6 protein-coding genes are annotated in these 21,748 nt (G+C 59.5%); 2 read left to right on the top strand and 4 right to left on the bottom strand.

All coding sequences use genetic code 11. The features are described from left to right. Nucleotides 1–263: 263 nt before the first annotated feature. The 3 genes from R3C19_20880 to R3C19_20870 form a co-directional block, all read right to left on the bottom strand. The gene (locus R3C19_20880) at nt 264–2,093 is read right to left on the bottom strand and encodes a potassium transporter TrkG (GenBank protein MEZ6062805.1); all 1,830 of its coding nucleotides are present in this window, start codon (nt 2,091–2,093) and stop codon (nt 264–266) included. A gap of 31 nt (nt 2,094–2,124) precedes the next feature. Further along, a complete protein-coding gene (nth, locus tag R3C19_20875; GenBank protein ID MEZ6062804.1) occupies nt 2,125–2,808 on the bottom strand; it encodes an endonuclease III in 684 nt (227 codons plus the stop codon). A 135-nt stretch (nt 2,809–2,943) separates the two neighbouring features. Beyond that, nucleotides 2,944–3,813: a formyltransferase family protein gene (locus R3C19_20870; GenBank protein MEZ6062803.1), complete on the bottom strand. Its 870-nt coding sequence runs from the start codon at nt 3,811–3,813 to the stop codon at nt 2,944–2,946. A 304-nt stretch (nt 3,814–4,117) separates the two neighbouring features. Between R3C19_20870 and R3C19_20865 the strand changes: the two genes are divergently transcribed. Both R3C19_20865 and R3C19_20860 read left to right on the top strand, forming a co-directional pair. Continuing rightward, nucleotides 4,118–6,025: an ABC transporter ATP-binding protein gene (locus tag R3C19_20865; protein ID MEZ6062802.1), complete on the top strand. Its 1,908-nt coding sequence runs from the start codon at nt 4,118–4,120 to the stop codon at nt 6,023–6,025. Between the two features lie 12 nt (nt 6,026–6,037). Then, a complete protein-coding gene (locus R3C19_20860) occupies nt 6,038–7,846 on the top strand; it encodes an ABC transporter ATP-binding protein (protein MEZ6062801.1) in 1,809 nt (602 codons plus the stop codon). Between the two features lie 101 nt (nt 7,847–7,947). Here R3C19_20860 and R3C19_20855 read toward each other — a convergent pair whose 3' ends face one another. After that, entirely contained in the window at nt 7,948–21,714 is a 13,767-nt protein-coding gene (locus R3C19_20855; GenBank protein ID MEZ6062800.1) for a GEVED domain-containing protein, read from the bottom strand. Nucleotides 21,715–21,748: the final 34 nt, after the last annotated feature.

Below are 21,748 nucleotides of genomic sequence, written 5' to 3'. Positions count from 1 at the left end.
ACATGGTCGATGACCCTGCATCGTACGAGTCTCAAGGATTCCAGCACAACGTCAGTTCCGACGCGCCGTCCGTCACGCACGCAGGAGATGCCGCATTCCGGCGGAAATTGCCGCTCTGAGTGGTGTCCGGCCGCGATTCGTCATGGCCGTGGTGCCGCCCCACTTCCGGGACTTGATACCGATTTCGTTTTGGATCGGCTTGGGTCAGTCTGTGCAGATCGCGTGAATCCTCCGAAGCCCCGTCGATGCCCGGTGTACTTTGTTTATCCCAGACTAACGCGTTCCGTTGGGTAGCTGTACTTGTGAGCATCGCCTGCGCCGGCCATGGCAAGCAACAGCGTGATCGGTCCGACTCGGCCCAGAAACATGACAACCACGATCAGAAGTTGCGACGGAACGCTCAGGCTGCCGGTGACGCCGGTGGAGACTCCCACCGTGCCGAACGCGCTTGTGGCTTCATACAGCAAATCCAGAAAGGGCGTCGATTCGGGTTCGAAGACAACCAGCAGTCCAGTGGTCAGCAGCACGATAATCAGTCCGACGGCGATCATGGAAAGCGCCCGCGAAACCTGTTCGGCAGGAATGCAGCGACCAAAAACCTCAACGCGATCGCGACCTCGCCACACGGCGTAGATGTTCAGCATTGTGATGGCGAAAACGACTGTCTTGACGCCGCCGCCGGTTGATCCCGGAGCCGCCCCGATGAACATCAGGACGATGGCCATCAATTTCGTGGCCGGCGACAGTGAACCGTGGTCGACGGTGTTAAAACCGGCAGTTCGAAATGTCACGGACTGAAACCACGCGTCGGCGATGCGTCGACCTGTGGATTCTTCTGGTTCGGTTCGCAGCGATTCCAGAAAAAAGAAGTTCACCGTTCCCATCACCAGCAATACAAGCGCTGACCAAAGGACCAGGCGGCTGTGAACCGACAAGCGCTGACGAGCGGTGTTGCTGAGAAAGAGCGTCCGTCTGGTTCTTCGTCGCCAGTTGTTTCGAATGGCGATACCCAGATCCTGAATCACCGGAAATCCCAGTCCTCCCAGAATGATCAGAAACGTCAGCGGGCCGAACACCTGCCAGTGACCTCCCATGTTCAGAAAGCCGTCATCCTGCAGCGAGAAGCCCGCATTGCAAAACGCGCTGACGGAATGAAACACGGAGTGCCAGGCCTGCTGTCCCGGTGTCTTGTCCGACCACAGGCCCGCCAGGCAGCAGGCTCCGACAAGTTCCGTGGCCAAAGTAAACAGCAGGATGGTCAGCAGCAGCATGCGAGAATCCTTGACGGACTCCGAATCCAGCATGTCTCTCAGCGTCCGCGCTTCCCGAAAATGCAGCCCGCGCCGACCGCTCAGGACGGCGACAAAGGCTCCGAATGTCAGAATGCCGAGTCCTCCGATCTGAAACAGCGTGAAGATCACCGCGTGTCCCACGGGGCTCCAGTGGCTTCCGGTCGGCACAACGATCAGACCCGTGACACAACTGGCGCTTGTTGCCGTGAACAGAGCAACGTTCCAGTCCGCCGATTGTGATCCTCCCTGAGCGCCGTCGGCGACGCACATCGGCATTTTCAGAAGCAACGTGCCGACGGTAATCAGCAGCAGGAAAGATCCTGCCAGCAGCACCGCCGAGTTGTGAGTTCGCGCGGCGAGTGACCGGACCGCGCGGAGGACGGCCAGCGCGGCCATCGTCGCGATCATGCATTCGGTCCAGCCCACGGCAAGAGACATTCGTTCCGGTGACGGTTCATGCACCAGCGTGCCGGCGGCAAGTCCCAGTCCCCACAGGACGGGTACGGCGAGCAATTGCGCGGTTCGCAGCCGGGGTGAATGGTGTCCGGGGACTGCGATTGCCGAGCGGGCGATTCGCGAAACTGACAGCAGGCACATCACCAGCACAGCCAGCGAATTCAGGTCACGAACGCGTTCCGCGGACGTCGTGACGAATCCGACATGCACCAGTACTCCGGACACTCCCAGCGCCAGCACAAGCCATTCGCCGCGCAGCAGCCGCTCCCGCCACCTGGTGCGTCGCGTCTGCTGCAATCGGTGAATCAGGTCGTCGGAAGAAGACGGCGAAGGCGATTCAAGCATGGGCGAAGCATACTGCGACTGTGCGAAAACGTCATTCCAGCGGAGGCAGCCCGATCCGCGGACAAATCCGCAGCAACGCACATTCCCGGCATCCGGGCCGACGGGCCACACACGTTGCGCGTCCGTGCAAAATGACGCGATGCGAGTACCCGATCCACTCCTTTTTCGGAAGGACGTGCATCAGATCGCGTTCGATAACGTCCGGATTCTGCGATTCCGTCAATCCCAGCAGGTTGGAAATGCGCCGCACATGAGTATCGACGACCACGCCGGACGGTATGCCGAACCACGTTCCCAGAACGACGCTGGCCGTCTTGCGGCCGACACCCGGCAGCGTCACCAGTTGGTCGATGTCTTCGGGGATCTTTCCATCGAAGTCCCGGACAAGCGTGTTCGCCATCGCCCGGATGTTAGCCGCCTTGTTTCGAAAGAAGCCGAGTGGCCGCACGATGCTCTCGACATCACCCTGCGTTGATGCGGCCAGAGCGACCGCGTCGGGAAACCGCCGGAACAATTCGGGAGTCGCCTTGTTGACGCGTTCGTCCGTGCACTGTGCGGAAAGGATGGTGGCGACGAGCAACTGAAACGCGGATTCATGGTGCAGCGCACACTCGGCAACCGGAAATTCCTTCTTCAGTTGCCGCACGACCTTTGCCGCACGCTGTTTCCGAAGTTTCAGGACCTCGGCATTGTCGGACGAAGATTCCACTTTCATTCAAACAGATCCTTCGATCGGAGTTGGCGGCGGAACGTTCTGCCAGGTGTTGCGACGCCCGGTTTCCGGAAATCCGGCACCGGGAAAAGTCCTTGATTCAAAGTGGCGCCGCGGAGCGTAACGCGGTTGTTGATCTCACGCGGACCTGACGGCGCGCACGATGCGGTGAAAGTGAAGTTCGACTTCGCGATCAATGACTCGGCGGACGCCTTCCACAAGGCAATTCGGTTCGTGATCGCTTTCGCCCTGCCGCTTGATGTCCTCCAGCGGCGTCCCCGGTCTCACGTTGAAGGAACTCTGGTGGATGATCTGGTTGCCGGCGTCGAGTTCCGGGACGATAAAATGAACCGTGGCACCGTAGCACAGCATGTGGTGCTGAAACGCGTCTTCATACGGACGGAATCCGGGAAACGGCGGCAGCAGTCCATGATGAAGATTGATGATCCGACCGCCCGCGAACTTCCAGCAGAGTTCGGCAGGCAGCACGCGCATGTACCGCGCCAGAACCACGTAGTCGATTTCGTGTTCGTCGATCAGTCGTTCGACGATCGAGTAGTCGGGGTTGCCGGAAGCGTCACCGATGTTTGTCCAGGGGATGTTGAATTGTTCGGCCACACTGCGGCAGGCATTGCGGTTTCCCAGCATGACCGTGGGTTCGGCTCTGAGTCGACCGTCGCGGATCGCTCTCAGAATCGCCAGCGGCGGTTCGGTGCGGTAGGTCGAACAGATCGCCAGTCGCGGAAGTCGCGGGTGCTCGTCCCGCGACCAGACTCGCACTTTCAGGCCCTTCCGGTCGCCGATTTCCGTGAGGTGTCGCCGAAGAGTTGCGACGTCGACCGGCGCATCGGGCCAGTCAATTCGCATCAGCATCGCGAACAAATGTTCCGAATCCCGGTCATACATCTGGATTTCGTGGATGTTCGCCCCGGCGCCCGTGACGTAGTGAATGATGGGGTCGGCCAGACCTGTGTTGTCGGGGCCAACGGCTGTGATGGTGACCTGCATGGGTGCCAATCGTCCTGAAATTCCGGTTGATGCCGTGTCACCGGCGAAGAATAACCGGGGCGGCGATACGGTCACGGACGCAGAACGGGATCAGCACACGCGTCCGTTTTGCCGAGGGGCACCATTTTGCGGAATCCGTGGGAATGCAACAAACCGGACGGCCACTGCGGACCGCTGATTCCCGTTCGGACGAATTCCGTTCCGATCTCGCGCCACCGCCCTGATTTCCGAAATCCGGCATTCGCCGCCTTCGTCCCGTCGCCTATGCTTCGCGCCATTGACGCTGCCACCGATGAGTATGTTGATGCGAGCAGGAAATCATTCGGATAATCGGTCGTCTCCGGCATCACCCGCTCAGGAGACTTCGCATCGGACGGCGGTCAGAAAGCGACCTTCCAACGCTTTGCTGTTGCTGCGTCTGCTGGGACTGGCCGCTGAATACAAATGGGGCATCTTCCAGGTGCTGCTGTTGCAGTCCCTGCTGGTTGCGCTGTCGATGGCAACACTGGGAATGACCGGTCTGGGCATCGACTATCTGCGTTGGGTTCTGTCGTCGGACGCCGTTGCTCCCCGCTGGCCCGCCGGACTTTCTCCGCCGGAACACTGGTCTCCGCAGTTTGTCATTACAGCGCTGTCCGGCTGCATTCTGCTGGTCGCGGCCGTTACCGCGGCGCTGAAATACGCGTCGGCAATCGCGGCCGCGGCGCTTTCACAGCAGGTGCTGATTCGAACGCGAACCGATGTCTACCGAAAGCTGCAGCAGCTCAGCTTTCACTTCTACGACGCCGGCGAAAGCAGTTCAATCATCAATCGTGCCGCCGGTGACGCATCGGCCGTGCGGGGATTCATCGATGGCGTTGTCGTCAGGGTCATCATGGTGCTGCTGACACTGGCTGTCTATCTGGTGTATATGCTGCGAACGCACGTCACGCTCACGCTGTGCTGCCTTGCGAGCACTCCGGTGTTGTGGATCGGGGCCGTTGTGTTTTCGCGTGTCGTGCAGCCCGTTTATCGGCAGGCCAGTGACCTTGGCGACGTGATGATTCGGTCGCTGGTCGAAAACCTGCAGGGAATTCACGTCATCAAGGGGTTTGCCCGCGAAGCCGAACAGGCGGAAAAATTTCGAAAAGCGAATCAGGATATTCGCGATCTGAAACGCACGATCTTCATGAAAGTCTCAACGTTCCAGCCGGTGATGGGACTGGTGACACAGGTCAACATGCTGGTTCTGATCGGTTACGGAAGTGTGCTGGTCATCCGCGGCGAACTGGCTCTGGGAGCCGGGCTGTTTGTCTTTGCAAACCTTCTGAGCGAGTTCGCCAATCAGGTGGGACAGATCACGAACATCGCGAATTCGATTCAGTCGGGACTGGTCAGCGCTGACCGTGTGTTTGAAGTGCTCGACGAACCGCTGCGGATTGTGTCGCCGCCCGCAGCACAGCACATTCGCCGCGCGGAAGGAAGGATTGAGTTCAGCCATGTCACCTTTGGATTCGACCGTGATCGGCCCGTCCTGCACGACATCAGTCTTCGCGTCAGTCCGGGTGAATTTCTCGGGATCACCGGTCCGGTCGGCAGCGGCAAATCGACGCTGCTGAGTCTGCTGATGCGGTTTTACGACGTCGACGACGGCAGTATCCGACTGGACGGCCACGACCTGCGTGACCTTGACCTGAGTGACCTGCGTCAGAATATCGGGATCGTGTTTCAGGATAGTTTTCTGTTCAGCAACACGGTGGCCGCGAATATCGCGTTTGGACGTCCCGATGCCGGTGACGAACAGATTCGCCAGGCAGCCGCGGCGGCATCCGCCATTGACTTCATTGACGAATTGCCGCAGGGTTTTGAAGCCATGGTCGGCGAACATGGAGCCAATCTTTCCGGCGGGCAGCGACAGCGGCTGACTCTGGCCAGGGCGCTGCTGAAGAGTCCCCCAATCCTGCTGCTGGACGACGCCACCGCTGCCGTCGACGCCGAAACCGAGCACGAGATTCGCGACGCAGTCGTTTCCGCGCGGCAGGGGCGGACAACGATTCTCGTTTCCAACCGCATCTGCACGCTGCGGGAGGCGGACCGGATCGTCGTTATCCGCGACGGGCGCATCGATGCCGTCGGTCGCCACCGCGATCTGAAGGCAAACTGCGAATACTACCGTGGTCTGAATGAGCTGCAGTTTGCCGACGCCGCATTCGGATTTCAGGAAACCGCCTGAGGTTACGCAGCCATGGTCCAGGTCGCCAATCCTCAGAGTTCGCTCACGCGTTACATCGAACGCGAAAGCGAACCCCGCCAGCGTCCGCTTCAGTTTCGCCTCATCGCGCGACTAATGTCGTATACCCGCGCGTATCGCCGGCAGAGGTTCTGGCTGATGGTCGCAGTCGTCCTGCGCGCACTGCAGTTGCCCGCTCTGACGTGGCTGGTGGCTGCCGTCATCCGGGGACCGGTGGCTGAAGGAAACATCGATCAGGTGCGCGTCGGCGCGGCGGCCTTCGCGGTGCTGGCACTGCTGACGCAGGTCGTGATGCATTTCCGCCAGCGACTGGCTCTGGAACTGGGAGAATCCGTGGTCTGTGACCTGCGGAACATTCTGTTCCGGCACATCCAGCAAATGCCCATGCGATGGTTCCATACGCACAGGATTGGCCGCGTTATCAGTCGGATGACGTCGGACATGGAAGACATTCGCATTGGCGTCCAGGAAGTCCTGTACGTGTCCCTGGTGCAGGTTGGCCAGATGGTGATTGCCGCGGCGGCCATGCTGTACTACGACGCCGGCCTGTTTCTGATCGTACTTGGCCTGGCTCCCGTCATCTGGTACCTGAATCGACGGTTTCACCGGAGGCTCAGCAGGGCGCTGCGAAACATGCGGGAATCGTTCAGCCGGGTCACGGCGACGCTGGTTGAGTCCGTCGCCGGAATTCGCGTGACTCAGGGATTCGTGCGCGAACAGGAAAATGCCCGCGTTTTCCATGCGCTGTCCGAGGATCACTCCCGTTACAACACGAAGGTCCTGCTGACTCACGGGCGTTTTCTGCCACTGCTGGAAATGAACAGTCAGGTGTTCATTGCGATCCTGCTGCTGGTGGGCGGCCATCGTGTTCTGGCCGCCGACAGTACGACAGATATCGGAGATCTGGTCGGCTTCTTCTTCATGGCGAACCTCTTCTTTTCGCCCATCTCCGTGCTCGGCGGCCAGTACAACCAGGCGATGACCGCGATGGCGGGCGCCGAACGGCTGTTTCAGTTGCTGGATTCCCAGCCCGAATGGACCGATGTTGCGGACGCAACCGAACTTCGGCAGATCGCCGGCCGCGTGGAGTTCCGCGATGTCACTTTCGGCTACGAACCAAACCGTCCCGTGTTGCACCACGTGTCATTCGTCGCGGAACCAGGGCAGACCATTGCCCTGGTGGGGGCGACGGGCAGCGGCAAGAGTTCCATCATTAATCTGGTGTCGCGGTTCTATCTGCCGACAACCGGAACGGTGTTGCTCGACGGCCAGAACCTGCGAACCGTTTCCGGAGATTCCCTGCACCGGCGAATGGGAATAGTTCTGCAGCAGAATTTTCTGTTTCACGGTTCGGTCGCTGACAACATTCGGATGGGCAGGCCCGAAGCGACCGACGACGAAATTCTGGCGGTTCTGCAGGAACTGGATTGCACTGACCTGCAGTCGACGCTGCCGGCAGGTCTGAGTACTCAGGTTGGCGAAGGCGGGCTGGCACTTTCGTCCGGACAGAGGCAACTGGTCTGCTTCGCCAGGGCGATGATTGCCGATCCATCCATCCTGATTCTGGACGAGGCCACCAGCAGCATCGACAGTGCCACCGAAGCACATCTGCAGACAGCGATCAGCCGGCTGCTGCGAGGCCGAACATCGTTTGTCGTCGCGCACCGCCTGAGCACGATCGTCAATGCCGACCAGGTGCTTGTTCTGGAAGACGGCCGCATTGTCGAATCCGGCCGCCATGCGGATCTGCTGGCTGCCAACGGCACCTACGCGGCCCTGTACCGCCGCTTTTCGCAGAAGTAGCGGGCCAATGCCGCAGCATCCGTTTCAGCGGCGAAACAAATGCGCTGCGTGGCACAACCTGCGAGCTCACAGGTTGTGCCACATTTCTGCGAACAGGGGTTCTACGAGGTTCGTCGCCGTCTGAAAGACCGGCGATTTGTCAGCAGCGCCGCGGCAACCAGGCCCGTCGACGCCTCGGCCGCGGATGTGTCGTCCAGTGCGGACATTTCTGCTTCTGCCGCCCAGATCTCACGATCCCATTCGGACATCAGTGCATCGGTGATTTCCACAGCTTCTTCCCGCACATCCCTGACCGGCGCCGCTTCTTCGGCCATGTCACGGAACTGAGATTTCGATGTCTCGGACGGTTCGGCAAACGCGGTGGATTCAACCGGTGCCTGTTCAGGCGCCGCGATCCTGGCCGGCAACATGCTGATGGCAGCGTCCATCGTCGGTTCCGCGGCAACTGTCGGTCCGGTCAGCGCGAATGCCACAAGCTGCGGCAGTTCGCTGTCGTCCCCGGTGATGTCGCTGGACACGACAGTGAACTCTTCAAAAGCGCTCCATGGTCCCTGTACTCCGGATGCACTTATCGCTCTGACCCAGACGCGATAGGCGCCCGGGGCCAGATTTGTCACCGGAGTAAAGCTGGTGGGAATCAGATTACCCTGCTGAATCAGCGGGACGGTTGGTGTGGCGGCACGGGCGATGAAGATCTCATACCGATGAGCGCCCGGCACTTCGCTCCAAGTAAATGTCGGAGTGCGATCTGAGGTTGTGCCGATCGGTGTCACGGTCGGCGCAGTCAGCGCAATAATCTCAAATGTCTGCGCCCGACTCCACGCGCTCGTAACGCCGCCATCGCTGGTCGCTCGCACCCAAACGGAGTACTCACCAACCGGCAGATCGGAGGTCGGCGTAAACGACGTGGTCGTCAGTTCCGCTTCCCGGACGACCGCCGTCGTCGGAGTTGCGGTCAGGGCTACGAAGACTTCGTAAGAGGCCGCTCCTCCGACAGGCTGCCAGGTGAAATCGGGCCGCGGATTCGACGTCGATGCCACCGGATCAACGACCGGCCTGCCACCGACGTCAAACCGGTATGGCGCGCTCCAGGCAGTAACCGTAGTACCGGCCTGTGTGTTGGTTCCTGCCACGAAGGCCCGTACCCACATCACGTACGAACCCGGAGCCAGCGGAGTTTCGACCGTATAGCTGGTGGAGGTCGGCGGCGAGGTCGGGACGTTTCGAAGAACATTCACCTGACCGCTGGTTACATTGTCCAGCCAGACTTCGTAGCGCTGGGCCGTCGTTGTGACACCACTGAGCGTTCGTGTGACACTATTCCAGTTGAACGTGGGAGTTGTGTCGAACGTTGTCGGTCCGAAGCTCTGGAAGGCTGGAGCCGTAACAACTTCGAAGTCGTGAGCCTGACTCCAGGCGCTCTTTTCCCCGAAGCCGGAAGTCGCACGAACCCAGAATCTATACTTACCGACCGGCAAGGCGTCCGGGACCGTGTAGGCCGCGCTGTCCAGTTCTGTGACCAGCAGGATGCGTCCGCTGCTGGTGGTGCTGCTGAGCCACACTTCGTAGTTTTCGCCGCCGAGTGAACCTTCCCACGTCAGAGTCGGGGTGGAATCCGTAGTGCGACCACCGGGTTGCAGATTCTGCGGCGGAGTGCCGATTCGGAACGGCTTGCCGGTACTCCATCCGGACGCAATTGTGTGCGCGGCGTCCGCGAACGAACGTACCCAGACACGGTAGTTTCCTGGCGGCAGTGCGGTCGTGTCGATACTGGTCCCGGCGGTGTCAGGAGCGTAGAACACTCGCGTGTGCGTCGCTTCGTCGTTGATCCAGACTTCGTGCCGAATTGACCCCGTCGGTGCCGTCCACGTGACCGTCGGCGTGGTGTCGTAGATCGACGTATTCGGCATGGTGACGATCGGTGCGGTGGTCACTGTGAACACTACCGCAGTGCTGGCCGCGGACGTCACGTCGCCGCCTGATCCGCCGGTTACCTGCCGGTTGATCGCACGAATCTGGTAGGCATAGCGTCCCAGCGGCAAGGGTGTCGGCACGGTATATTGAGCCGCATCGACGATCGCGGGACCCGCGACCACAGCGTTGTCTCCGAAGTCGCGGCGGACAGTCACTTCGTACTGATCCGCTCCCGGAATTGCCTGCCACGAGATGGTGGGTGTCGAATCGTCAAGATTCCCCATCGGTGTTTCAGCAACCGGTACCGGTGCCAGTGTAAAGACGGCACCTGCCGGAGACTGGAATCCGACGATTGGCATGCTGGTTGTGACATCCGGTGCGCTGACCCCTTCGACTCGGAACGCATATCTGCCCATCGGCAGCGCTTGAGTTACCTGGAATGATGTCGTACTCAGTCCGTTGCGGACCAATACCGGTGCGATATTGTCGGTCAGGTTGTCAAGCACGATGTTGTACGACAGAGCCCCCGGAACCGCCGTCCATTGCAGCAGTGGCAGGCTGCCGGTGATCACTCCCGTCGGATTCACAATGACCGGAGCAGTGCGAACTGTGAACTCCAGCGGGTCGCTCCAGTCGCCCGGGTCGCCGGCCGAATCGATCGCCCGGACAAGAACTTCGTAGCGCCCCAGTTCCAGGGCCGTCGGTACGGTAAAGCTTGTCGCTCCGCCCGAAAGACTCAATTCGTTGACGATCGAGTCGACACCTGTGCTGAGCGAATTGATCACCAACTGATAGTTCTGAGTTCCGAGGATCTGATTCCATGCAACCGTTGGTGTGTTGTCGCCAATATCGCCGCTCGGCGACGAAACCACCAGCTTCTTCACAACAAACGTATAAGGTGCGGACGTCGGACCTGGCTGGTCCACCTTGTTGTACGGCGTCACTTCAACTGTGTAAGTACCGTTTGCAAGGTTGGAAGGAACGACCACCGAAGTGTCCTGCGTTCGCGTGGCAAGCTGTATGGGTGTGCCTGCCGCGTCTCGAAGGACGACGTCATAGAAGTAATTCTCCGGCAGATCGTTCCATGCGATTGTAGGAGTCAGATCGCTGGTTTCCGGACCGGCCGGCCGGATCACCGTAGGCTGCACGGCGGCAACCAGCGGATTGATCGTGACCTGATAGTCTTCAACTTCGCCATCGTCCGCTCGACCCGTCGGCAGCAGACCGCCTGCTGTGCTGAACCGAACTCTCAGGTACGACGTCTGAACAGAGCCGCTGCCGAATGCTCCGGCGGGGATCGTGAAATCGAGCCGGTTTGTTCCCTGAACGACATCAAAACTGGCACCGCCATTAACGTGCTCCGTCGCGTGATCGAACTGGCCGTTTCCGTTCAGGTCCAGCCAGACGTCCACCTTTCCGGCCACCGAAGCCGTGACCGTGACAAACGACGGTACATCCAGAGTCGCACTGCGCTGGATCAGCGGATCGATGACGACACCGTCTTCGTCGTTGGTGGCCTGGTTCAGGTCATCGCCCGTTGCCGCAGTTCCGGGAATTCCGTCCGTCTCATCGTCGACGCCGGATCCCAGATAGACGCCGCTGACGATCGTGTGAGCGGCTCCGCCTGCGGATTTCAGCGTACCGTATGTGTTCGGGGCGTCACCGTAGTCGACGATTCGAATCGTCAGCATGGCACCGACGTCTACCGAGGTGCCGGCGAACGAATCTGTGACTCGCAGAGTGATCGGATTGACGCTGGGCGCCGTCAGTCCCAGCGACGTTAGCACGCTATAGGGTACGGAAATTGTGGGAGACGTCGTTGAGATGCCTGCGACGTCTGTGAAGTCGCCGTCACCATTCAAATCCCATTGATAGGCCAGGAGATCTCCGGGGTCGGCAACGTCCGGATCGAAAGTTCCGGAAGCGTCAAGCAACAGCGTGTCGCCCCGGTCGATCACATAGTCGGGCGTCGCTGGTACCGGCGGGTCCGGCGTGCCAACTACATTGATCGTAATCGTTCGCGCTGCACTGATATTGACGTTGCCGGCACCCGTGGCGCCGTCGTCTTGAAGCGCCAGAGTAAATGTCGCCGTGCCGGAGGTGTCGGCCGTCGGCTGGTAGGTCAGATTGCCGTTTGCGTCGACGCTGAACGTGCTGAACGACAACGATCCGGTGAACGTCGGCGTTCCGGTGACCCACGTCAGCAACTGATTGCCGACTTCATCGATGGCGGTTGCCGGTCCCGCCGCGAACGCGTCGACCAGATCGACAACAACGGTGCCGGAATCCTCCACGCCATCGATCATCGAATCCGTCGGCGGGTCTGTGAACGCGGCATCATTCAGCGTGAATTCCGGTGCGTCATTAAGAGGATTGACAGTCAGCGTGAAGGTCTGCGGAGGATCGCTGAGACCTCCGTCGCTGTCTTCGGCGACGACGCTGATGATCGCCGTGCCATTGACATCCGGCGCTGTCGTGAACGTAAGTGTGCCGGCGGAATCAATCGCCGGGGCTCCTGTTGCAGTGAAGAACTCCGCCACGGAAAAGCTGCCGGTGGTGGACATCACGGTGACGTTGAACGAAACGGTCTGTGCCGACTCGTTTGCGGGGCCCGGTGCAATATTCGTCACGAAATTGCTGATTGACTGCGGTCCCGCGTCTTCGTCGACCGCCGACGGATCCGTCAGCGGATCAAACGTGGGATCGTCGTTTACCGGAGTGACATTAATTGCCACCGTGTCGTCATCGGATTCGTTGGGCGAAATCGGTGTGCCGGAGAACTGCCCGTTGTCCTCCGTCAGGATTCTCAGCGATGCCAGTCCGAAGAAATCCTGGTCGCCCAGGAAGGACAGACCCTCCAGAGCGGCATTGATCGCGGGGACTGTGCCCTTGAACGTCATTGTCACATCATTCCAGCCGTCTCCTGTTGTAAAGCTGAGGCCAGGAACCGGAGTTACATCATCAACGGCACCGTTCAAAGTGATTCTGCCGTTGGTTGCCGTCAGAGTCACCGTCAGTTGATTGTCACCCAGATGGACGTCGGCGTCAGAAACAGCGATCTGGTTTCCGTTGGCGACGCTGAACACCAGCGGTGTGTCTTCCGGTGTTGTCTGGTCGGCGGGGACAATGTTGATCGGTGGATCGTTGATGCCATCGGTCAGGCTGATACCAAAGTATGTGCCTCCGGTCGGCCGATTGCTCTGCAGGATGTTTCCGGCAAGGTCACGAATTCCCGTCGTCATGTCGCGGTCGAGTGTAATGAAATACCGATGCTCAGTCGCAAAGACAGTCACCGCCTGGAAGATGACCTGATCCGCCACGGGATTATAGACCAACTGGTAGTCCTGGCCTTCGACCAGAGGAACCGCCATCGGGTCAGTAATCGGATTCTGATCCAGGTACAGAGCGAACTGTCCCGGGTTGATCAACGAATCCGCGATGCCGATACCGCCGTCCAGCAACTGGACGACAAATTCGGTCAGGAAATCGGCGACAATAAAATCGACTTCATGATCCACCGGATCGTTGTCGCCGATGCCGTTGTCTTCCGGATGCAGCAGAATCGCTGTTGGTCCGATGAAGTCCGCTCGTTCAACGGCTCCGCGATCCTTGAAGATATTCTGCCCGAGCCCCGGTGCCGGATCCTGGTTGGGATCATCCAGCCGAATCTGCCCGAAGCGGTCCAGGTCCGGCGCCAGCACGTCAGAATTCGGAATATCCAGCGGATTTTTCACGACGGTAAACGCGGGACGGTCCACCAGGTTATTCAGCGAGCTGTCAATCGCCAGGCTGCCTGACTCCAGATAGAAGTTCCCGTTTGCCGGATCGACAAACAGCGGCGCGCCGGCAGCCAGTTGAATCGCGTCGGTGCCCAGCGCGCCGATGGCGCCATTTCCCTGGAACAGCGAAGTGCCCACAACCGTACTTGACGACGAAGCGTCCACGGCAATGGCCGTCGATGTATTGGCAACAATGTTGTTCAGCAGAGTCGGGCTGGCGTTCTGGTCAATCTGGATACCGGTTCCTGCGGCTGCAAGGCCTCCATAGACCGTATTATTGACCAGCTTTCCGAACGGCACGGCCGCCGGTCCGCCGGCGGCGTTGTCACCGCTGAACCGAATACCCGTGGTCCCGAAGTTGTCCACGATATTGTTCTTGATCGTCACGCCGGTCGTCAGACGCTGATTGTTCAGAGTGTCAAAGTTCCGGGGAGATCCCGGGCTGGCGAGTCCATCCGCGTCACGTACCGCGGCGTCGACGAGGATGCCGACATTCGCCGCAAAATGAACACTGTTGTTTTCGATCAGAATCTGACCCTGGTCGCGGTGTGCGTTCTGATCACCGAGCTCCCCGACGGAACCCGGCAAAGTCGGATCCGGGATCAGGCGATCGTTCGTGTCGAATGTCCGTGCCACAGCCAGGTCCGGTAGCAGCTTGCTGATCGGGTCACCGAGGACGCCCTGGGAGCTGATTACGTAAGGCGCGCCTTCGCGGATCTCCAGTTGATATCGCCCGGTCAGGTTTTCGACCGGATCGCCAAAGACAGGATTTTGTGGTGTCTGGAAGAACGTCGTCGTGCTTCGGGCAGGCCCCGTGACCGCTTCGCCGCGTTCCGTCAGGCCGATGATGATGTCATCGATGTAGAAGCCTTCTTCCGCGTTGTTTTGTCCCTTTTGCGGGTTGAACCGATTGCCGCGCGCGTCGCCGGGCAGTCCATCCTCACTGTCACCGGATGTGGAAAAGTCGAAGCGGAGCTGCAGGTTCGACCGACCCGCAAAGTCCGCCAGGTCGATTCGGGCCTGTCGCCAGGTGCCGGAATCGTCGAACAATTCCTGAACGCGCTGGTTGGCTCGCTGGCCATTCTGAATGGCTCCTGACGCGGTGATGTGAGTCGGCAATTCCCCTGCATTCGGGTTCGTTGCCGGTGACAGTGCCGAATTGTTCGTGGCGACCAGAAAGTACGTGTCCGTGTTCCCGTCGTACACGTAAACACGGGCTGAATCCCGGAATGTGTTGCCGGTTGTTGTGCCGGCGGCATTCTGGGTGTCCAGGAAGTAGTTGAAATACAATGTGGGCTTGTCGGTTCGGCTGTAGGCACTCAGATCAAATGTACCTGACACGAGTGCGCCAAACGCACCGCCCGGAAGATTGTAGTTATTTCCGATTGCGGGGTTCGCAGTCAGTTGCTGATGTTCCCCTGAGGTTGTTCCGGTCTGTGCTCCGGTGCCATAATCAAAATAGGATTGCGCAGCAGCCGGGTCATTGACCCATTCGTCAAGTCCGAAGTAGAAGCTGGCACCGCCTTCGCCTTCATTGGAAGGTCGGGATCCGGCTCCGTTCGGCAGCGCCACTCCAAAGTCGGCCGGGGTGACGCGGTTACTCGACGACGTGGTGTTGATACCGTGACCGGCGTCTCCGCCGCGTGTCTGTGTGACATGCCACAGGTTGAAGTCCAGCGGCGAAAATGCCAGCCCTGTCACAGTACCACCAACGCCCAGTGTGACCGATGATGCACCACCGCTGAAAATCCCCTGCAGGTTGCCGGCGGTGTCAAATGCGACCATTTGACCTCCGGAAGTTGTGGCAAACAACATCTGCGAATAGATGCCGCCTTCGACATTCTGTGGGCCGCGCGTGATATCAGTGAAGTTGAAACCCAGCGGGCTAAAATCACGGACCAGGGTTGCGCCACCCGTGGCAGTGCTGATGGTGTACAACTGGCCGTTGTTATTGACGCCGTAAAGTCTGCCGCCGGAAAACACCATGCCGGTGGTTCGTCCGGAGACTCCTGGACCGCTAATCGTCTGGCCACCGGCTCCGACACGTCCCCAGGGCTGCCCCTGCTGGACCGCTGCCGAGGCGTTTGTAGGGTCGGCACGGTAGAGGACGGAGGTACCGGGGACAACGGCATCGGGCACCGCCAGAAACAGATCGAAGTCGGCTGCATCGTCGTCGCTGTCCACATCATTGGTGCGCCAGGCCATGGCCTGGGCATCGTCGGAGGTAACCTGTTCAAAGTTACGCGGATTGGCCATGGCGTCGTCAGGGATGCTGTCATCGCCGTAGGTTGCAAACCCCGCATTACCTGAATCGATCTCGATCACTCTGCCGACAGTGTTTCCCGCACCTGGCAGGTCATGGTAACCATAGAGACGACCGTCATCCCGAAATTCAATGTCGGCCACCCCAGAAGCCCCGCCCGGCAGAGCTCCGATATTGGTTTCCAGACTGCCGGTGAACGGGTCGACCGTCATCAGTCTGTCGCCGGCCGACACAAACAACACGACATCTGTAAGCTCGAAGGGCTTCACATAAGTGTCCAGAGCCAGTCGTGTCGTGGTGTCGAACAGGCCGCCTTGCGTCGGCTGGATCGAATTGAACACGCCAAGCAGTGAACTTCCGGAAGTCCAGCCGGTAAACCCGATGTGGTCTTCGATAAGGCGGTCGATGGAATCAATGGGTTCCAGACGGACAAGCGGATTCAGACTGTTCAGCGTATAGGTCTGATTCAGGAGTGACGGGAGCTGCGCGTTGGACGACACGGCGACAAAATAGGTCAGATCCTGCCCGGGTGTCGCTGCAGGCAACTGAACCGGGCCAATGAACGGATCGGCTTTTCCAAACGATCCTCGCGTCAGATCGTCGATATCCTGCCCCTCCCCGGGCGCAGGCTGATCATCGATAATATCCGAGTCGCGGGATACCAGGATCAGATTTCCGTTCTGGTCGAAGACGCTGAGCGTCAGGTCACCGCGGGTCAGACCGTCGGCGTAGTCGATGTCAAAGATTGTGGAAAACGTCTTCGGTCCGCCGTTCACTCCGCCAATGGACTGAATGTATTCATAACCGAGGTCGAATCGATACCAGTCGATATCGCCGGGGGCGGTCACGTTGCCCGCGATCGACAGTGTCTTGCGATCGGACACCAGCAGGTCTCCGACCGTCTGCGCGCCGCCGAACGTATTGGATGCGTCGCCTGCCTCGCCGGCTTCACCAAGCAGCGGCGAGTGGCGGGGAAGCCCAATGACTTCGATTCCGTTCGTCGCGTAGGACACATCGGCGTACTGAATGGTCGAGCCGGCCTTTTCGTCTCGCTGCTGCAGACGAATTTCCAGCTCGTACTCACCCGATGTCAGGCCGCCGAAACTTCTGACGCGTACGTAGAATGCTTCCTGTTTAACTCCCACCGCAGGATCGATCGGAAGTACGGCGCGGAAGCCTTCGTCGCGCGGATTGACGGTGTAGTAGTCCGGACCCAGATAGGCGTGTTTGGTGAGTGGCATGGCAATGCCGCCCAGAGAACCGTCACCTGTGAGACCGGACGAGGCGATCACAGTGCCGTCCAGCAGAACGAGTTCCAGAACCGAATTGAGTGAGCTTCCCGTGCGATCGAGATCGAACCAGACCTCCGTGCCGGTATCCACTTCAAACTTGTAGATGTCCACGTCACCCGGATTGTCCAGGCCGATGGAGCCGAAGATTTCAATTCCCAGCGCCCGATTGTCATCACCGTGTTTTTCCGCGGGTGCGAGGACACCGACGACTTCCGCATCGACGGGGACACCGTTTTGTTCCTTGCCCTCAGTCAGAACTCGTTCGTTTTCCTGGACGAGCCGGACATTTCGGTCGTTTGCGAACTCCTGAAGTGACAGGCTGCGCCAGTCGCCCGGTGCCGGAGTCGTGGCACCGCCGTCGTTGTTTGTATCAGTGACGGGGAGTCCGTCCGGTCCGAATCCTGCGCCGATACTGTCATCAAACAGCGATGTGAAGATCACGGGATACTGGCCGTTGCCCAGGATCTGCAGAGTGCCGCCGATACGATCATCAATGTCGATCGCTTTCCCATTGGCCGTGATGCCGGCATTTGTTCCGGCAAGCTTGAACACCAGGCTGCCGTCCTGACTGCTGATCAGCCGCATTCCGCCGTAGGTGTGCAGGTTGTCGATATAGATTTCGTCAGTCAGAACATGGACGATGTCAAAGTCGTCGACGATGACTTCCGTCGTCAGTTCCTCACCGCGCAGATCCATCGCGTTCAGAGCGTTATTTCGATAGGTGTTCAGTCGGATCAGCGGCCCGTAGTTGTCTTCCAGCTGTGTGAATGCCTGCAGCAGACCGGTTGTCTTTCCGTAGTCACCCTGCTGGTGTGACTGCATGGAATTCGCGTTGATGCTGATGACACTGCCGAGATTGTCACGGAAGTCGTTACCCACAATGATCGGCTGAGCGCCGCGCACGAAGATAGTGGTGGCATCATTGGAACCGCGACCGTTGCGGTTGGTATCTGATCGTCCTGAGGCGTTGCGTTCGATGCGGCTCTGGGCGATGCGAACGTCCGCCTGATGGATTTCGATGGCGTTGAACTGGTCGAAATTGCCTTCAATCGGGATGCGTCCGCCGCCGTGGGCCAGGTAGACATTGTCCAGGCTGGCGCTGGATCCGGCGTTAAAGATCAGTCCGCCCCAGTCTCCCGGTGCCGGTGTTGTATCACTGCCGTCTCCGGACGAATCAAAGGTCCCGCCGGCTCCGTAACGGTCGTCTCGCAGCGACGTGAAGATGATCTGGCGTTCCGGTGTGCCTTCCGCGATCAGTTGAGAATCACCGCGGGTTGCTTCAATTCGGGACCGTTCCACTTTGAAAACGACACCCGGATCAATCTGCAGGCGCCCGTTTGTCCGACCCATACCATCCAGCAGTCCGCCAGGCGTGCCGGAAATCAGCAGGTTGTCGGTCAGGATGTGAGTGATGTCGAAGTCGTCCATCCGTGCGGGAACATCCAGCCGTTCCAGGCCTTCCTGTCCGAGTCCGGCGTCCGTGCGGATCAGCAGTCCGTTAATCGTATTGTCATTGACGAAGTTGAATTGAATGTCGGGGCCGATGCGATTCAGCGAATCCTCAAAGCTGTTCGGGTCCGCGGAGATGGCGGCGAATGCGTTCTGTGTGAAGCGGTTGTACATGATCGTCGGACGGGCGGTTTCCGTCCGAATCGGTGCGAAGACTTCTCCCGCGAAGTTCTGCCCGCCTCCGTGAGTGAAGTCGGTTTGCTGGATGTGATTCAGGAAGATTCCGTTCTCCTCACGATCGGAATCATTCCGGAACACAATACCGGCGTAGTCGCCGGGAGCGGCGCCGTCGGTGACGCCGTCGCTGTCTCCACCGATGGCATCATTTCCATACGATGTGAAGATTACGTTGTTTTCCGGAGTTCCCAGCGTCTGGAAGGCGCCGTTGCTGCGGTCGATTCCCTGGGCTGATGAGCCGACATCGATGTGCGTCAACTGCATTTTGAAAATGGCGCCGGCGTCCACCATCATAGTGACGCCCTTTGGCACCTTGATATCAGCGCCGTCGGGCAGCACCGCGAACGCGTCATTGCGGCCGATCAGGTAGGGCACATTGTCGTCCGTTGTCAGGGCATCGCCGTCAGCACCGCCGTTTCCGACGACGCGAACAACGCGCGTCGTCGCCGAGACGGCAGCCAGTCCGTCGTCGATATTTGCGTAGGGATGAGCCAGGCTGCCGTCCTGCGCGCCGTCCGCGGCGTTGGCTTTGTCGATATAGATTGTGTTGGCCGGACTGCTGGCGGTGAGCCAGTATTCAAACACGCCGCCCGCGATTCCGTCGGAATCGCCGTCCAGCGGAGTACCGGCCGCGTCGACGAGCACTTCCGTCTGCTGCCGATCAAAATCGAAGCGAAGTTCGTAGCTGCCCTGAGTCAGGCCGTTGGCACCCGTGTCCGAAACTGACGGATCGTATGCCGTGTTGCCGGTGCTGCTCACGCCGACGTAGTAAGTCCCCGCTTCCAGATCGACACCGATGAACGAGTCCACGCTGAAGTAGTCGTCGTTTTGTGCGATCAGGGTGCCGCTGCTGTCGTACAGTCGCAGCACGCTGTCGAGCTGGCTTGATGCGGCAGCCCGCTCCGCAATGACTTCGGCTGTGAATCTTCCCGGTTCCGACAGCGTAAATGAGTACATGTCGATGTCGGTGCTGTCCGGTCGATACAGTCGCTGCAGGTGTGTGATGTCGTGGTCACCGGGAAAGACGGGTTCGACCGGATTGCCGGAGAATCCTGCCAGTCCCGCTCCCATGATGGACGGCAGGTCGTACGCATGTCCCAGGCCCAGCGTATGGCCGATTTCATGCATCGCGGTCGTGAACCAGCCGCCGCCGTATTCACTTTCTCCGTAGTTGGTAAATCCGTTCATGATGGCGGCCGTGGCGCCGGAACCCTGCAGGCTTCCGGCAAGACTGACGGCTCCCTGCGGCACCGCCGGGTCAATCGCGCGCGGGTCGCCGGTAATCACGGCGATATCGCCGGCACCGACGATCCGGCTGCTGAGTTCCACAAACTGAACGCCGGCATATTCACTGAACAGTTCAAACACTTCACGCGCGCGTTCCTTCTGGACGGCGGTGATCTGGTTGAACACCGTCTGACCCAGCACCGTCCCGTATTCGTCAGGGAAGTAGTAGGTCACGACGGGGATCGCAGGATTGGTGTCCGCTCCGCCGATATGGCTTTCCGGTGCGATATCACGATGCCCCGGCTCATCTTCGCTGCTGGGCAGTTCCGGAAACGTCAATACGGTCTGAGGCTCAATGGCGGCCGTCACGGAAATAGTGTCGGCGGTCAGTGTTCCCAGGTTCTGAGCCGTCAGGAAGCTGGAATTGTCGTCGCCCGCTGAAGGGACCGTAACTGTGCTGGACACCGGCGTGTCGAACACGCCGACTCGCAGCCGATAGGACCCCTGTCCGGCCAGCAGATAGATGTTCGAATCGAATGTCAGCGTGATGGTGTCGCTGGCAGAGTCATAGACGACGCCGCCGGACGCCTTGGGCAGATATACCACGTCATCCGACGGGTCCAGCGTGTCCATCGTCGCGATCAACTGATAGAACTCGCGAGTCTCAACCGACGTCAGATCCAGATCGTCGTCGTTCAGATACAGAACAATCTGGTCCCGGCGCTGCGTCAGTGCACCGGCCCCGTTGCGCGTGATCGGCTGCGGCACGACGGCCACAACGCGAGCTCCCAGCTCCAGCTCGAAATTGACGGTTGTGTCCACGCCGTCGCCCAGAACTTCGTCCAGAACCGTCGTGATCGGTGTGACGGTGACGCTGTCCAGATTCGTACCGTCACCATCCAGAACGATGCGGTAGTCGTCATCGGGCAGATTTTCCGCGAATCGCAGGATGACTTCTTCCGGAGAATCGCCGATGCCGACCCAGCCCACGGGAACTCGTGTGGTTCCGTTGTCGAAGTCGCCGTCGAAGCCGGCCCGTTCCACCTGAATTGTCGACGTGCTGATGGTTGCCGGATCCAGGATGTCGCCAGGCTGGAACTGCAGCGTGATTTCGCGAGGAGCAATCGACAGGATCGTTGTCGGCTTAAGCGGATCCAGATTGAGAAACTGACCTTCATTTGGCTTTGCCGCGATCAGTGTCGGAGTCGGCAGATCGATCTCAAAGCCAAACGTATCGTCCGTTCCTCCGTTGAAGGGTTCGGCATTCGTGTTCGCCACGGCACCCTGAATCGTAATCCGGTACAGGTCCGACTTCAGTGACTGGCCGAACTGCAGCAACACCTCATTGGGATTCGCACCGATCCCCACAAATGTCACCGGCACCACGACATCGTTACCGTCAAACGCACCGTCGGCTCCCGGCGTTTCCACAAATACGGTCGTCGAACTGACGGTTGCCGGATCCAGGTCCGGAACGGAATCGAAGTTCAGAACCAGTTCGTCCGGCGAAAAGGAGATCACCGAATCCTCGGCAATCATCTTTCCCGTACCACTTTCCACATCGATCAGTGTGGGCGCCGCCAGTAGAGCTCGCGTTTCCAGCAGCTCCGATTGCTTTGACGAGCGATCTGATCTCCGGCGATCAATTCGGCGTGGTCGAGGCTGAAGCTGGCGACGAAACGACTTGATCCACGTGGAAATCAGCATGATGCGACTTTCGAGGAAAATGTTCAAAACAGAC

It is taken from the genome of Planctomycetaceae bacterium (genome assembly GCA_041398785.1).
Taxonomy (GTDB): Bacteria; Planctomycetota; Planctomycetia; order Planctomycetales; family Planctomycetaceae; genus JAWKUA01.
This window is presented reverse-complemented; position numbering and strand designations above follow the sequence as displayed.